The sequence below is a fragment of the Microvirga sp. ACRRW genome, from assembly GCF_022346925.1.
Classification (GTDB): domain Bacteria; phylum Pseudomonadota; class Alphaproteobacteria; order Rhizobiales; family Beijerinckiaceae; genus Microvirga.
Genome location: NZ_JAKRNJ010000003.1, coordinates 64,449 through 79,750, shown reverse-complemented (window position 1 = coordinate 79,750; position 15,302 = coordinate 64,449). Strand labels below are relative to the sequence as shown.

At 63.5% G+C, this 15,302-nt stretch carries 12 protein-coding genes and 1 pseudogene; 10 read left to right on the top strand and 3 right to left on the bottom strand.

All coding sequences use genetic code 11. The features are described from left to right. Positions 1–69 precede the first annotated feature (69 nt). Positions 70–753 (top strand): tRNA (guanosine(46)-N7)-methyltransferase TrmB, encoded by a 684-nt coding sequence (gene trmB, locus MHY87_RS07665; protein ID WP_239350815.1) that lies wholly within the window; start codon positions 70–72, stop codon positions 751–753. A gap of 9 nt (positions 754–762) precedes the next feature. Here trmB and MHY87_RS07660 read toward each other — a convergent pair whose 3' ends face one another. From MHY87_RS07660 to MHY87_RS07650, 3 genes are read right to left on the bottom strand one after another with little or no spacing between them, the layout of a single operon-like run. Continuing rightward, a complete protein-coding gene (locus tag MHY87_RS07660; protein WP_239350814.1) occupies positions 763–1,464 on the bottom strand; it encodes an ABC transporter ATP-binding protein in 702 nt (233 codons plus the stop codon). Continuing rightward, positions 1,461–2,708, bottom strand: a complete 1,248-nt coding sequence (locus MHY87_RS07655) for an ABC transporter permease (protein ID WP_239350813.1) — start codon at positions 2,706–2,708, stop codon at positions 1,461–1,463. Before MHY87_RS07655 ends, MHY87_RS07660 begins: the two co-directional genes overlap by 4 nt. Position 2,709: 1 nt before the next feature. Then, complete coding sequence (locus MHY87_RS07650; RefSeq protein WP_239350812.1) at positions 2,710–3,708, bottom strand: efflux RND transporter periplasmic adaptor subunit; 999 nt, start codon at positions 3,706–3,708, stop codon at positions 2,710–2,712. A gap of 256 nt (positions 3,709–3,964) precedes the next feature. Between MHY87_RS07650 and MHY87_RS07645 the strand changes: the two genes are divergently transcribed. The 9 genes and pseudogenes from MHY87_RS07645 to truB all read left to right on the top strand — a co-directional run bounded on the left by MHY87_RS07645 (position 3,965) and on the right by truB (position 15,296). Continuing rightward, positions 3,965–6,514 (top strand): M10 family metallopeptidase, encoded by a 2,550-nt coding sequence (locus tag MHY87_RS07645; RefSeq protein ID WP_239350811.1) that lies wholly within the window; start codon positions 3,965–3,967, stop codon positions 6,512–6,514. Positions 6,515–6,692: 178 nt separating this feature from the next. Continuing rightward, positions 6,693–7,295, top strand: a pseudogene (gene rimP, locus MHY87_RS07640) (ribosome maturation factor RimP); the annotation flags it as partial. A gap of 36 nt (positions 7,296–7,331) precedes the next feature. After that, a complete protein-coding gene (nusA, locus tag MHY87_RS07635) occupies positions 7,332–8,951 on the top strand; it encodes a transcription termination factor NusA (protein ID WP_239350810.1) in 1,620 nt (539 codons plus the stop codon). 31 nt (positions 8,952–8,982) lie between these two features. After that, positions 8,983–9,669, top strand: coding sequence for an RNA-binding protein (locus MHY87_RS07630; protein WP_239350809.1), 687 nt, complete (start codon positions 8,983–8,985; stop codon positions 9,667–9,669). Next, on the top strand, positions 9,666–12,680 hold the full coding sequence (infB, locus tag MHY87_RS07625) for a translation initiation factor IF-2 (protein ID WP_239350807.1): 3,015 nt from the start codon (positions 9,666–9,668) through the stop codon (positions 12,678–12,680). Before MHY87_RS07630 ends, infB begins: the two co-directional genes overlap by 4 nt. Positions 12,681–12,776: 96 nt before the next feature. Further along, complete coding sequence (locus MHY87_RS07620; protein ID WP_239350805.1) at positions 12,777–13,346, top strand: YcxB family protein; 570 nt, start codon at positions 12,777–12,779, stop codon at positions 13,344–13,346. Continuing rightward, positions 13,339–13,767, top strand: coding sequence for a 30S ribosome-binding factor RbfA (gene rbfA / locus MHY87_RS07615; RefSeq protein ID WP_239350804.1), 429 nt, complete (start codon positions 13,339–13,341; stop codon positions 13,765–13,767). The genes MHY87_RS07620 and rbfA overlap by 8 nt, the downstream gene beginning before the upstream one ends. Positions 13,768–13,782: 15 nt before the next feature. Further along, positions 13,783–14,367, top strand: coding sequence for a YcxB family protein (locus tag MHY87_RS18950; protein ID WP_239350803.1), 585 nt, complete (start codon positions 13,783–13,785; stop codon positions 14,365–14,367). Further along, positions 14,364–15,296 carry a tRNA pseudouridine(55) synthase TruB gene (gene truB / locus MHY87_RS07605; protein ID WP_239350802.1) on the top strand — a complete coding sequence of 311 codons (933 nt, stop codon included), beginning with the start codon at positions 14,364–14,366 and terminating at the stop codon, positions 15,294–15,296. The genes MHY87_RS18950 and truB overlap by 4 nt, the downstream gene beginning before the upstream one ends. The last annotated feature ends 6 nt before the right edge of the window (positions 15,297–15,302 follow it).

Sequence of the window (15,302 nt, the reverse complement as noted above, 5' to 3'; positions counted from 1 at the left end):
CAGGGCATGATCCGAAAAAGTGGGCACCGGTTTTTCGAAAAGATCATGCCCACTTAGGAGAAACCTTTCATGAGCGAAGCATCCCAAAAAGCCGGCGCCTTCTTCGGGCGCCGGAAAGGTAAGAAGCTTCGCTCCGGTCAGGACGACCTGATTCAAAATCTGCTGCCCGCGATCCGCGCGGTCCCGGGCAGCGCCCCTTCCAGCCAGTTTCCGAACCAACAAGCGCGTGAAACCTGGCTCGAGATCGGCTTCGGCGGCGGCGAGCATCTCGCAACCCAAGCCCGCACCCACCGCGACATCAATTTCATCGGCTGCGAGCCCTTCGTGAACGGCATGGCGAAACTGCTCGCCGCCATCGACCACGAGAAGCTCGACAACATCCGTGTGTGGGACGACGACGTCACCAAGCTCCTGCCGACCCTGCCCGATGCGTGCTTCGACCGGGTCTATATTCTCTATCCTGATCCGTGGCCAAAGCGCCGCCAGCGCAAGCGCCGCCTCGTCTCAGACGAGATGCTCGTCGAACTGGCGCGCGTGCTGAAGCCCGGCGGCGAACTGCGCTTTGCCAGCGACATCGACGATTACATCGGCTGGGTGCTTTCCCGCGTGCTGCGCTCCGACCATTTCCGCTGGACCGCGAAGCGCGCCGACGATTGGCGCACGCCCTACGAGGGCTGGCCCGGTACGCGCTATGAAGCGAAAGCCATCCGCGAAGGCCGCGTGCCGAGCTATCTCACGATAGTTCGTGCCTGATAAGGCGCCTCAAACGCTTACTTGCGCGACGCTCTCGTCGCTCACCACCTTGCCGTCGACGAGATGAATGCGCCTGTCCACGCGCGCGGCGATGTCCATGTCGTGCGTGACGGCAAGAACTGTCTTGCCGTGTTTCTTCACCAGATCCTGCAAAATCTTGAAAACCTGCTCTGAGCTTTTGCTGTCGAGACTTCCCGTCGGCTCGTCGGCCAGCACCACATGCGGATCGTTGGCGAGCGCGCGGGCCACCGCCACGCGCTGACGCTGTCCACCCGAGAGCTGATCGGGATGCTTGTCGAGATGGCCCGCAAGACCGAGCTCCTCCAGCAAACCTGCAGCACGCTCGCTCATCTCGGAAGCGGACAGGCGGCCTGCCTTTCGCATCGGCAGCTCCACGTTCTTCAACACGGAAAATTCCGGCAGCAGGAAATGGAACTGGAACACGAATCCCAGGCTCTCCAACCGCAGGCGCGCCAAGGCATCGTCGTCCAGCTGCGACGTATCCTGACCCGAGATCCTCAAGGTCCCGCTGGTCGGCCGGTCGAGAAGGCCGAGCAGGTAGAGCAGCGACGACTTACCGGAGCCCGAGGGGCCGGTGATCGCCACGAATTCGCGATCCCCGATCGTAAGCGACACGTCGCGCACCAGCGTCACCGGTACGATAGCGGGCAGGATGCGCGTGAGGTGATCGGCCTCGATCAGCGTGCTCATGTGGCCCCCCGGATGATGTCGACGGGGTTGAGGCGCGCCGCCTGCCGCGCGGGCAAGTATCCGGCCACGCCCGCCGACAGGAGAGCGAAGGCCGATGCGATCGCATAATGCCAGGGCGACCAGAAGAGGGGCAGGCGCGTGATCTCGCGCCCGACCGCCCCGCCCGAGATCTTGAACTCCACCTGCGAGAGCGCGAGGCACAACAGAAAACCGATCAGCCAACCGACGGCGGATCCGGCGATTCCGAGCGCCAATCCTTCGAGAAGAAACAAGTGGCGCATGTTTCCTTGCGTGAAGCCGAGCGATTTCAGGATCGCGATGTCGCGTGCCTTCTCGTGGGTGATGGTGGAAATGATGTTGAAGATGCCGAATCCCGCGACCAGCAGGATCGCGCCCACCACTGTGTACATAACGATGTTGCGCACCACGAGCGCTTCTAGCAGCGACTCGTTCGCCTCCTGCCAGGGCACGGCCTTGTAGCCGATCTCCGCCTCCACCTGACGCGCGACGCGGGGTGCTGCTTCGGGATCGTCGAGGCGCAAGCGAATGTCGTTGATCGCGTTGGGGCGCTCGGAGAGAATCTGCGCATTCTTCAACAGCACATACGTCTCGCCCTCGTCGCGCGCGTTGCTGCCGGTGTGGAACTGCCCGACGATCTTGAAGCCTCGCGACTGGCCTGTTGCCGAAACGAGCTGGATTGTCGTGCCCATGGATGCGCCGAGACGCTGGGCCAGCCGGTCGCCGACGACGATATTGTTGCCTCCCGCCTGCAGCGCATCGAAGCTGCCCTGCACGAAATCGCCCGCGACGGAGGAAACCGTCGCCTCGATGGCCGGCTCGATGCCGATGATCGACACGCCTACATCGCGCCCCGCATAGCGCACCACGCCCTGCGTGCGCAGGCTCTGCGCCATACGGCCCGGCACCCAGTCGCGCAAAGATGCGAAAACCGCGGCGGGGTTGAGAATGCCGCGGCGGTCCTCCTTCGGTCTCAGGCCTTCGAACTGCGTTGCGGGAAACAGATCCTCCGCCGGCTGGCGACGCGGCGTGCGGCGCTCGTCGGAGACCTGCACGTGAGGCATCGTATCGACGAGCTGCGCGATGAAATCCTTCTCCGTGCCCTGCATCAGCGCCGCCATCGCGATGGAGAACCCGACACCGAGCGCGACGCCCAGGATCGCCACGATGGTCTGACGGCCGCGGCCGGCGATATGGGTCAGAGCCAATTCCAGGATCAGGCGCATGTCAGCTTCTCCTGTCTCTCACCTTCGCACCGTCGATGATGTCTTCCGGGAACGGCACGACGACTTGAGCAGCATCATCGAGACCCGACAGAATCTGCGCGTTGCTCGCGCCGCGAATTCCCACCTTCACCTCGCGGCGGCGGGCAACGCCCTTCTCCACGACGAAGAGTGCGCTGCCCCGCAGCGCATTGGCGGGGACGAGAAGCGCATTGGCGGAGACCTGTACGATCACGTTCACCTCTGCCGTCATGCCGATGAGCAGCGGCGTATCGTCAGGCAGGGCGAGGCGCACGCGATAGGTCTTGGCAACGGGATCGCCCTTCGGCGTGATGGAATCCACTTTCGCCTCCAGAATTTGCTCCGGAAAAGCGTCCGCCTTCAGGACGGCGCGTTGGCCGACCGCAACGCGCGGGATGTCTTCCTCATTCACGTCCGCCACCACCAGCAGGGGCTTCGGCTCGCCGACCCAGAACAGGACCGTGCCGGGCTCGGCCACCTCGCCGACCTCCCCGTCCTGGCGCAGCACGACGCCGCCCATGGGCGCGCGCAGGACGTAGGATTCGAGCCGGGTCTGCTGACCTGCGATGAGAGCTTCGACCTGACTGAGCTCGCTGCGGGCCCGGTCCAAGGCCTGCTCGGTTGAAACCCGCCTCTCCACGAGAGCGGCGATACGGGTGTAATCCGACGAGATCAGCTTCTGCCGGGCTTTCAGCTCCGCGAGGGTCGCTTCCGGCTGCCGGCTGTCGAGGCGGGCCAGCACGACGTCCTTCTCAACAGATTCGCCCTCGCAATTGCAAAGCTCGACGATCCGCTCCCGCAGGAGCGGCGTCACCTTGGCCCAAGTGCGCGGTTCGACGACGCCGGTGGCGTAGACGATCTCCGCCGCATCGCCCCGTGTCGGCATGGCGGTTGCAACTTCCACGGGCCGGCTGAAGCGCCAATAGGCAGCTGCGGCCGCGGCAAGCAGCACGAGGGCAAAAACCACGCGGGAGATCTTCAAGGCAGAGTTCTCCAGGGATCAGCTCATGTAGCATGACCACATAATCATAGCGACTGCACGGACCTGAGCCGACTGCCTGAAATAGCAATCGCTCTGAATCTCTTTTCCTACCGAGCCTTGTTTGGCCTCGTCCCGATGCTTTCGCTTTCGGAGGCGAGCACAATCGTACGCCACCAAATACAACTGTTATAACGTTTACATGTAAACAGATGGCCGCTAGCCTCTCGCGAAAGCCTGAAAAGGAGAAGCAGCGGCCATGGCAAATTCCGGCAGGATCGTACCCAAAACAGGGGATGCGAATATCGACGGCATCCTTGGCGGCAAGGCTTGGTACCTCACGACCATAAGTTACGGCTTTCCCACGAGTGCTGCCTTTTACGGAACCACTTCCGAATATGGCGCACCCGAAGGGTACGCGACGAAAGGTTTCACTGCCGCCTCAGAGGGGGTCAAGCAGGCTTTCCGGGCGATTTTGGAAGGATTGCCGCCCACCGATGTCGGCCCGAAGATGATGCTCATGCCGGTCGAGGGCTTCACCAATCTCAACTTCACGGAAGTGGACCAGCTCGACAATCCCCTGATCGCCATTGCCAAAACATCGGGGATCTCGACTGCGGCAGGGTATTACCCATCCGACGACACCCCGAGTGCGGGCGACATCTGGATCGGCACGAAGTATGCCGGCTTCGATACATCTTACCTGGCGCAATATTACTATTTCACCACCATGCACGAAATCGGCCATGCGCTCGGGCTGAAGCATGGGCATGAGGCTCGTACGTCCACGGAAGTCCCGCTCCCAGCCGAGAGGGATTCGATCGAATTCTCCGTGATGACCTACAGATCTTATGTGGGGGCGGAACTCACCGGCAATTATTTGACGGATCCGTACAGTTTCGCTCAAACCTACATGATGAACGACATCGCCGCATTGCAGCTGATGTACGGTGCCAATTTTAATTTCCGCAGCGACGACACGGTTTATTCATGGAGCCCGACGACAGGGGAAACCCTGGTCAACGGCGCGGGGCAAGGCGTGCCGGGACGACCGACGGAACCAAGCCGCTCGAACAAGATCTTCCTCACGATCTGGGATGGCGGCGGCAACGACACCTATGATCTTTCGCTTTACGAAACCGATCTTCAGGTCGACCTGAGGCCCGGTGCCTCTTCGCTCTTCAGCACGACTCAGCTTGCGCATCTCGATTACCGCAACACCGATCATCCCGCGCGGGGCAATGTCTTCAACGCCCTGCTTTACGACAACGATCCGCGATCCCTGATCGAGAACGCCATCGGCGGCAGTGGCCACGACACGATCATCGGAAACGCCGGGGACAATCGCCTGTCGGGCCGGGATGGCAATGACAGCATGGAAGGCGGCGCGGGCGACGACATCTTCGACGGCGGCCTGGGCGCCGACACGATGGCGGGCGGCAAGGACGACGATGTCTATTACGTGGACGATGCCGGGGACCTCGTCGTCGAATCGGCAGGCTTCGGCAACGATCTCGTCTACAGCTCCATCGATCATGCCTTGAGCGCCAATGTCGAAAGGCTTTCCGCCCTCGGGGCCGCTGGCATTCGCCTGACCGGAAACGCGCTCGACAACAGAATCAGCGGCAATGCAGGCGACAACGTCATCAATGGAGGCGCAGGCGCCGATACGATGGCGGGCGGAGAGGGTGACGACACGTTCATTGTCGACGATGCCGGCGACGTTGTCTCGGACATCTCGGGCAACGACACGGTCCGGTCCTCGATCAGCTACACGCTCGACAAATCCATCGAGAACCTGACCGCGACGGGCGGCGCCGCGCTTGCCCTGACAGGCAACGAGTTGAGCAATGTGCTCACAGGCAACGCGGCAGCCAACACTCTCTCCGGGCAGGCGGGCAACGATGTGCTCGACGGCGGAGCGGGTGCCGACACCATGACGGGCGGAACGGGCAACGACACCTATTACGTCGACGATCTGGGCGACATGATCGTCGAAGTCTCGGGAGGCGGATCCGACAGCGTTTTCACGAGCGTCAGCTATAGCCTGAGCAAGCATGTCGAAAATCTCAACGCGACCGGTACGTCGAACATCACCCTGACCGGAAACGAGGCGAACAACGCGCTCACCGGCAATGGGGCCGCCAACGTGCTGCGCGGCGGTCTCGGTAACGACACGCTGAACGGCGGCGGTGGGAAAGACCGTCTCGAAGGCGGCGCCGGCAACGACATCTACTATGTCGACAATGCCAAGGACGTGGTGGTCGAAGCCTTCAACGGCGGCAAGGACAAGGTCTATACGACGGTCAGCTACAAGCTCGCCGCCCATGTCGAGACGCTCATCGCTACCGGCACGCGAGCCGTGGCCCTCACCGGCAATGGAACCAACAATACCCTGACCGGCAACAGCACCGCCAATAAGCTCTCTGGCCTGACCGGCAATGATGCGCTCAACGGCGGGCTCGGCAACGACCGCCTGACGGGCGGCGCGGGGCGGGACAAGTTCATCTTCAGCACGAAACTGAATGCCCGCTCGAACATGGACACGATCACCGACTTCTCGGTCGAGGACGATAGGATCTGCCTGGAGAACGCCATCTTCAAGAAGCTCGGCAAGACAGGAGCGCTGAAAGACGCGTTCTTCAGGATCGGCTCCAAGGCCTTGGATGCCAATGACTACCTGATCTACAATCCGAACACGGGCGTGCTGTCCTACGATGCGGATGGCTCGGGCAAGGGTGCGGCCATCCGTTTCGCCAAGCTCAAGTCTCAGCTGGCGCTGAGCGCGCAGGACTTCCTCGTGGTCTGAAGCCTTGCCGCAGACCAGGTCCTGGAGCGACCATTCCGGATAGAACCCTTGCATCTTGGGGCCGGACAGCGTATATCTGCGGTTGTCAGCTCTGGTAGCAGTGTAAACTGCCTTTCGGGAGTGGGCCCCGCCGGGTCCGCTCTTTTTTATTGCCTCAACGCCTGAGCTTCGGAGAATCATGACGAACGAACGCGACAAGCGGTTGATTACGGAAAACGGCGTGGCCGCCCGTGTGGCTGCCATTGTCGAGCCCGTGATCGAGGATCTGGGCTTCAACCTCGTGCGGGTGAAAGTCACCGGCGAGAACGGCTGCACCGTGCAGATCATGGCCGAGAGGCCGGACGGCACCATGGCGGTGAGCGATTGCGAAACAGTCAGCCGCGCCGTTTCGCCTGTTTTGGACCTCGAGGATCCGATCTCCACGGCGTATTATCTCGAAGTTTCCTCGCCGGGCATCGACCGCCCGCTTGTGCGCGTCAGCGATTTCGAGCGCTGGACCGGCCATGACGCCAAGATCGAGATGGCCGTGCCGCTGGACGGCCGCAAGCGCTTCCGGGGTTTCATCCGGGGCGTGGAGGAAGGCAAGCTCGTGGTCGAGCTTCCGGACGTGAAGGAGGGCCTGGAGCCCATCGCGCGTCTGCCGCTGACCGATTTGGGCGAAGCGCGCCTCGTTCTGACCGACGACCTGATCCGTGAATCGCTGCGCCGGGGAACCGCGCCGACCACGGACGACCTTGATGAAGACACGGATGTGGTGGAAGCGCCTGAACAGGACAACGACCCATCCGATACGAAACCGAACTAAGGAGCGACCTCGATGGCTGTTAGCGCCAACAGGCTGGAACTCTTGCAGATCGCCGATGCGGTCGCGCGCGAGAAGGTGATCGACAAGCAGATCGTGCTGGACGCCATGGCGGACGCCATCGCGAAGGCCGCACGCTCGCGCTACGGCGCCGAGACCGACATCCACGCCGAGATCAACCCGAAGACCGGCGAGCTGCGCCTCTCCCGTCACCTCCTCGTGGTCGAGGACGGCGCAATGGAGAACGATGCCCGCGAGATCACCCTCACGGAAGCCCGCGCCCGCCACAATCCGGCTGCCCAGGTGGGCGACGTGATCGCCGACACCCTGCCTCCCTTCGATTTCGGCCGCATCGCGGCCCAGTCGGCCAAGCAGGTGATCGTGCAGAAGGTGCGCGACGCCGAGCGCGACCGTCAGTACCAGGAATACAAGGACCGCATCGGCGAGATCGTGAACGGCGCCGTGAAGCGCGTCGAATACGGCAACGTGATCGTCGATCTCGGCCGTGGTGAAGCGATCATCCGCCGCGACGAGCTGATCCCGCGCGAGACGTTCCGTCCGGGCGACCGCGTCCGCGCCTATCTCTTCGACGTGCGCCGCGAAACCCGCGGCCCGCAGATCTTCCTGTCGCGCACGCATCCGCAGTTCATGGCGAAGCTCTTCGCCTCCGAAGTGCCGGAAATCTATGACGGCATCGTCACCGTGCAGGCCGTTGCCCGCGATCCGGGCTCCCGCGCCAAGATCGCCGTGATCTCTCGCGATTCCTCCATCGACCCCGTCGGCGCCTGCGTCGGCATGCGCGGCTCCCGCGTCCAGGCGGTCGTCGGCGAGCTTCAGGGCGAAAAGATCGACATCATTCCGTGGTCCCCCGACCAGGCGACCTTCATCGTCAATGCACTCCAGCCCGCCGAAGTGGTGAAGGTGGTGCTCGACGAGGAAGCCGACCGCATCGAAGTGGTGGTGCCCGACGACCAGCTCTCGCTCGCCATCGGCCGCCGCGGCCAGAACGTGCGTCTGGCCTCGCAGCTCACCGGCTGGGACATCGACATCCTCACCGAGGCTGAAGAGTCCGAGCGCCGTCAGAAGGAATTCGCCGAGCGCACCGATCTGTTCATGAACGCGCTCGACGTGGACGAGGTGGTGGGCCAGCTGCTCGCTTCCGAGGGCTTCCGCTCAGTCGAGGAAATCGCCTACGTGGATTCCGCCGAAGTCGCCTCCATCGAGGGCTTCGACGAGGACACCGCCGCCGAGATCCAGAACCGCGCCCAGGAATATATCGCCCGCATCGAGGCCGACAACGAGGCCCGCCGCAAGGAGCTGGGCGTCGAGGACGACCTGAAGGAGATCGACGGCGTCACCACCGCCATGCTCGTGGCCTTCGGCGAGAACGACATCAAGTCCGTCGAGGACCTGGCCGGCTGCGCCACCGACGATCTCGCCGGCTGGACGGAGGGCAAGGGCCCCGAGGCAACCCGCTACAAGGGCGCTCTCGACGGCTTCGATGTGTCTCGCACGGAAGCGGAATCCATGATCATGGCCGCCCGCGTGAAGGCCGGCTGGATCGAGGCTCCCGAAGAAATCGTAGAGACCGAGGACTCGGCTGATGAAGCCGAGACCGAGGCTCAGCCGTCCTGATGACGGCGATGACAAAGCGAGGTCAGAACCTTTGGCGCGGCAAGTACCGGAACACAAAGAACCGGAACGCACCTGCATCGTCACCCGCGAGGCGCAAAGCCCCGCGGGACTGATCCGCTTTGTCCTCGGGCCCGACAACCAGGTCGTTCCCGATCTCAAGCACAAGCTTCCCGGCCGGGGCGTCTGGGTGACGGCCCGCCGCAATACGGTGGACGAGGCGGTAAAGCGCCGCCTCTTCTCCCGCGCCTTCAAGACGGAGGCGAAAGCCCCTGCTACCCTGTCACAGGACATCGAGCATCTGCTCAGGGACGATCTGCGACAGGGCCTGGCGCTGGCCAATAAGGCGGGCTGCGTCATCACCGGCTTCGAGAAAGTCGAGTCGGCCATCACGGTTAAGCCCATCGTTGCCCTTATTCATGCCGCAGAGGCGGCCGAAGATGGGCGAAGAAAATTGACGAACCCGTTGCGAAAACGCCTCGGCGAGGCAATATCTAGCTTTCCGGTCATCCAAGTATTGTCGAATGACGAATTGGGTTTGGCATTAGGCCGGTCACATGTGATACATGCTGCCCTCGTCGCGGGCGCTGGGAGCGACGGCTTTCTGAACCGCTGGCACCGTTACCGCACCTATTGCGGCACCGATGCCGATCTATCTGGCCTCGGAAACGAGACCGGCGAACCCACGATTTTGAAACCCGCAGGAACTGAGGCGGAATGACTGATACGAAAAACCAGGGCGACAAGACTCTCCACGTGTCGTCCAAGACGCTGTCTCTGAAGCGCCCCGTCGAGCAAGGCACGGTGCGGCAAAGCTTCTCCCATGGCCGCTCGAAGGCGGTCGTGGTCGAGACCGTGAAGCGTCGCCCTGCCGTTGGCCCCACGGGAGCCAAGGACGAAAAGCCGGCTGCCTCCCAGGCTGCAGCACCCGCTGCCGCGCCGAAGGCAGCTGCGCCGGCGCCGGCTCCAAAGCCCGCTGCCCCCGCACAAGGCGGACGCCCGCAGCGCGGTGCGCCCTCCTCCAACGCGCCCCGGTCCGGCGTGGTGCTGCAGACGCTCTCCGATCAGGAGCGCGATGCCCGCATGAGCGCCCTGGCCGATTCGCGCCGCCGCGACGAGGAAGATCGCAAGCGTCAGGCCGAGGAATCGGCCCGCCGCGTCGAGCGCGAGGCTGCCGAGGCCAAGGACCGTGCTGCGGCAGAAGCCCGCAAGCAGGAAGAAGACGAGCGCCGTCGTCAGGAAGCCGAGCACAAGCGCCGCGCCGAGGATGAGGCCCGCCGTCGTCTGGGCGAGGAAGCAGCTCCCGCACAGGCTCGCGATCGTGGCCCGGCTCCGCGTCAGGATGGCCCGCGCGGTGAAGGCCGCCCCGGCGGCTTCCGCCAGGACGGTCCCCGTGGCGATGGTCCCCGTGGCCCGCGTCCCGATGGACAGCGCTCGGGCGGTTTCCGCTCCGAAGGCGGTCCGCGCGGCGAAGGCCGTCCAGGTGGCTTCCGCTCTGAAGGTGGCCCCCGTGGCGAAGGCCGTCCAGGTGGCTTCCGTTCCGATGGTCCGCGTGAAGGCCGCCCCGGTGGTTTCGGCGGCGGTCCGCGCGCGACTGGTGGCACCTCCGGTGGTCGTCCGCCGAGCCTGAACCATATGGCGCGTCCCGCGGCTCCGGCGATTCCGGATCCGTCCACAGCCAAGCCCAACGCCCGCACCGCTGCGCCGGTCGCGACCCGTGGTCCCGCCGTCGAGATCGACGATGATGAGGCACCGCGTACGGTTCGCCGTCCCGGCAGCGGCCCGGCCAAGCCTGCCGTTCCCCAGAAGACCCCGAAGGCTGCCCCCGGTGAGGAGCGCCGCCGTGGTCGTCTGACCCTGGCCACCGCCACGTCCGGTGAGGACGAGCGCACCCGCTCGCTTGCTGCCTTCCGTCGCCGCAACCAGCGCCTGATGGGCAAAGGTCATGTGGAGCAGAAGGAAAAGATCGCCCGTGAGGTGACGGTTCCGGAAACGATTACCATCCAGGAGCTCGCCAACCGCATGTCGGAGCGCGCCGTGGACGTGATCAAGTTCCTGATGAAACAGGGACAGATGCACAAGATCACCGACGTGATCGATGCCGATACCGCGCAGCTCGTCGCGGAAGAGCTCGGCCACACGGTGAAGCGCGTCGCGGAATCGGACGTCGAGGAAGGCCTGTTCGACACGCCGGACACGGACGAGAACCTCTCGGCCCGTCCGCCTGTGGTCACCATCATGGGCCACGTCGACCACGGCAAGACCTCGCTTCTCGACGCGATTCGCAAGACCAACGTGGTCTCCGGCGAAGCCGGCGGCATCACGCAGCATATCGGCGCCTATCAGGTGACCTCGCCGCTCGGCGGCAAGATCACCTTCATCGACACCCCCGGCCACGCCGCCTTCACCGCCATGCGTGCCCGCGGCGCCAAGGTGACGGACATCGTCGTGCTCGTGGTGGCGGCCGATGACGGCGTCATGCCTCAGACCATCGAAGCGATCACTCACGCTCAGGCGGCCGGCGTGCCGCTGATCGTGGCGATCAACAAGGTGGACAAGCCCGACGCGAACCCGCAGCGGGTGCGCACCGAGCTGCTCCAGCACTCGATCGTCGTGGAATCCATGGGCGGTGAAACCCTCGAATTCGAGGTTTCCGCCAAGACCGGCCAGGGCCTCGACAGCCTGCTCGAAGGCCTGTCGCTCCAGTCGGAAATCCTCGACCTCAAGGCAAACCCCGAACGTTCGGCCGAAGGCACCGTCATCGAAGCCAAGCTCGATCGCGGTCGCGGTCCGGTGGCCACGGTTCTCGTCCAGCGCGGCACGCTGCGCACCGGCGACATCGTGGTGGCAGGCGCCGAATGGGGCCGCGTGCGCGCGCTGATTAACGATCTGGGCGCGAACACCAAGGAAGCAGGCCCCTCGGTTCCGGTCGAGGTGCTTGGCTTCAACGGCACGCCGGAAGCAGGCGACCGCGTCGCGGTGGTCGAATCCGAAGCCCGTGCCCGCGAGGTCACCGAGTACCGCACCCGTCAGAAGCGCGAACGCGCCGCCGCCCGCATGGGCTCGGCCGGACGCACGCTGGTGGACATGATGCGCGACCTGAAGGCCGGTGCCGGCCGCAAGGAGTTCCCGCTCGTGATCCGCGCCGACGTGCAGGGCTCGGCGGAAGCCATTGCCGGCGCTCTCGAGAAGATCGGCAACGAAGAAGTCGGTGCCCGCATCATCCAGGCCGGCGTCGGTGCGATTTCGGAATCCGACGTCACGCTGGCGGAAGCCTCCGGTGCGATCATCCTCGGCTTCAACGTGCGCGCCCACAAGGAAGCACGTGAATCCGCCGAGCGCGCAGGCATCGAGATCCGCTACTACAACATCATCTACGACCTCGTGGATGACGTGAAGGCGGCGATGTCCGGTCTGCTCGCTCCGACCCTGCGCGAAGAGCGCCTGGGCGAGGCGCAGATCCTCGAGGTGTTCAACGTGTCCAAGGTCGGCAAGATCGCAGGCTGCCGCGTCCTCGACGGCGTGGTCCAGCGTGGCGCTCATGTCCGCCTCATCCGCGACAGCGTGGTCATCCACGAAGGCAAGCTGGCTCAGCTCAAGCGCTTCAAGGACGACGCCAAGGAAGTCACCTCCGGCCAGGAATGCGGTATGGCCTTCGAAAACTACCAGGACATGCGTGCTGGCGACGTGATCGAATGCTACCGCGTCGAGGAAGTGAAGCGCACGCTCTAAGCCGCGCTTCTCTCGCCTGAAACAGAGACCAGCATGGCCGGGTTATCTCCCGGCCATGTTTTTTGAACCATCCGGTCCGATCCCGGAGAGAAAACGATGCAAGACCAAGCAGCTCAAAGCCGCCCCGAGGCGGCGTATAGCGCAAGCTACACCTATAGCTTTGCCGATTATCAGGCCTCCCGCGTGGCCAGGCGCAAGCTCAGCCCTATCGAGTACGCGATTTGGCCCTGGCGCTATGCCCTGCTCATCGGGATCAACGTCGTCATCATGCTTTTCTTGATCTGGAATGCTGGCCTTACGGCCGATGAAGTTCTGTCTTGGACTTACCTTTCCGAGATCCTGCCTCTCTATGCGGGCCTGATCGCTTTCGTGGCGCTGGTCGATGTTCTCTTCGACCGCGTTCTTCCCGCCTGGATTTTCAAGCGCTACAGCATGGCCAACAAGCGGCTTGATTTCATCTTTCGTGACGATGAGATCATTTGGTCGAGCGAAGGCTTCAAAGGCGAATTCGCCTGGAGCAAGATCACGAAGATCGCCACGCTCAATAGCTACCTTTTTCTCTTCATCAGCAAACTCGAGGCTGTCTGCATCCCGCAGCGTGCCTTTCCGTCGAAGGACGCCTTCGACCATTTCGTTATTTATGCAAAGGAGCGCGCGAATGGCTAAGCGCTTTGAACAAACCACCGGCCCCTCGCAGCGCCAGCAGCGCGTGGCCGAGCTCATCCGCCACGCTCTCGCCGAGGTGCTCTCCCGCGGCGATCTTCAGGACGATGTGCTGACGAGGAACGTCATCACGATTCCGGAAGTTCGCATGTCGCCGGACCTGAAGCTCGCGACCGCCTACGTGATGCCGCTCGGCGGCAAGGACGAGGATGCGGTGATCAAGGCTTTGGAGAAGAACAAGAAGGTTCTGCGCCAGGAAGTCGCCCGCCGCGTGAACCTGAAATTCGCGCCCGACCTGCGCTTCCGCCGCGACGAGAGCTTCGACGAGGCCGCCCGCATCGATGCCCTGCTGCGCTCCGAGCGCGTGGCGCGAGATACGACGAAGCCGGGCACTGACCATGACGAGGATGAGCAGGACACCTGAGAAGGACTATTCGCGGTGTCTGACACATTAAAGAATGCGGCGCAGGGCATCATCGATGTCCGCTTCATGCCATCTCCGGCTGACCTGAAAGTTCTGGTTCGGCGAGATCCGGATCGTTCTTATTTCGCTATCGTGACCATTCTGTCCCGCATCGGCGCTTTCGCTATCGCGGCAAGTCTGGCCGGGCTCGTGCTCTGGAACCTGGATGCGCTTGAGGCAAACGTTCTGGAAAAAATCACGCTCGCGATTGCGGGCGGCCTGATCGGGCTCATGGCTTTCCGCATGCTGTTCGAAAGAAGATGGCGGAGCAGCATCCGCAAATCCCTTTTTCATCCGGCGCAGACACTGCATGTCACCAGTGATGGACATGCTCTCACCATCGAGGACGAACATGTCATCACCCGCATCGCGTTTTCAGGTATCGAGCGATTAGCCAGGTTGGATAGCCATTTGATCTTCTACAGAAAGCGCAAGGCGATTCTCGCTTTGCCGAAGGCCGCCTTCGCGCAGCCTGAAGCCTTCGACGCCTTCGCCTCTTTTATGCAGAGCAGCGTCACCGCTCCTCACACTCACAAATCCATTTCAGAGAAAACTGCATGACCGACGCCCCTCAGAACGAGCGCCCTCCCCGCCGCCCTCAGGGCGAGCGCCCGAAGAAGCGTGACGTCAATGGCTGGATCATCCTCGACAAGGGCGTCGGCATGACCTCGACCCATGCCGTCGCGGTGGTGAAGCGAGGCTTCTCCGCCAAGAAGGCAGGCCATGCGGGCACGCTCGATCCGCTCGCCTCCGGCATCCTGCCGATTGCCTTGGGCGAGGCCACGAAGACCGTGCCGTTCATCATGGACGGGCGTAAGTCCTACGTGTTCACCGTTGCCTGGGGCGCAGAGACCAATACGGACGATACCGAAGGCGAGATCGTCGAGCGCACAGACAAGCTGCCGGAAGCCTCCGAAATCGAAGCCCTGTTGCCGCGCTTCACCGGCTCCATCCAGCAGGTGCCGCCGCGCTTTTCCGCCATCAAGATTCAGGGCGAGCGCGCCTACGATCTCGCCCGCGAGGGCGAGGTGGTGGAGTTGCAGGCCCGCACCGTCGAGATCGACCGTCTCACGCTGGTGCATCACGACGGCAACCGCTCGGTGATCGAGGCCGATTGCGGCAAGGGCACTTACGTGCGCGCCATCGCCCGCGATCTCGGCCGCGCGCTCGGCTGCCTCGGCCATATCGCGGCTTTGCGGCGCACCCGCGTCGGCCCATTCACGGAGCACGATGCGGTCACGGTGGACGATCTCACGACAGATCCCGCAGCCTTGCGTCCCGTGGAGACGGCGCTCAGCGAAATCCCGTCGATTATGGTAAGCCGCGACATGGCGAACCGCCTGATGCGCGGCCAGTCGATCATCCTGCGCGGACGCGATGCGCCGCTCTCCGGCAAGGCCTACGCCACCTGCAACGGCGTGCTCGTGGCTGTCGGCGACATTGAGCGCGGCGAGCTGGTGCCGCACCGCGTGTTCAATCTGGGAGCGTGAGTCACA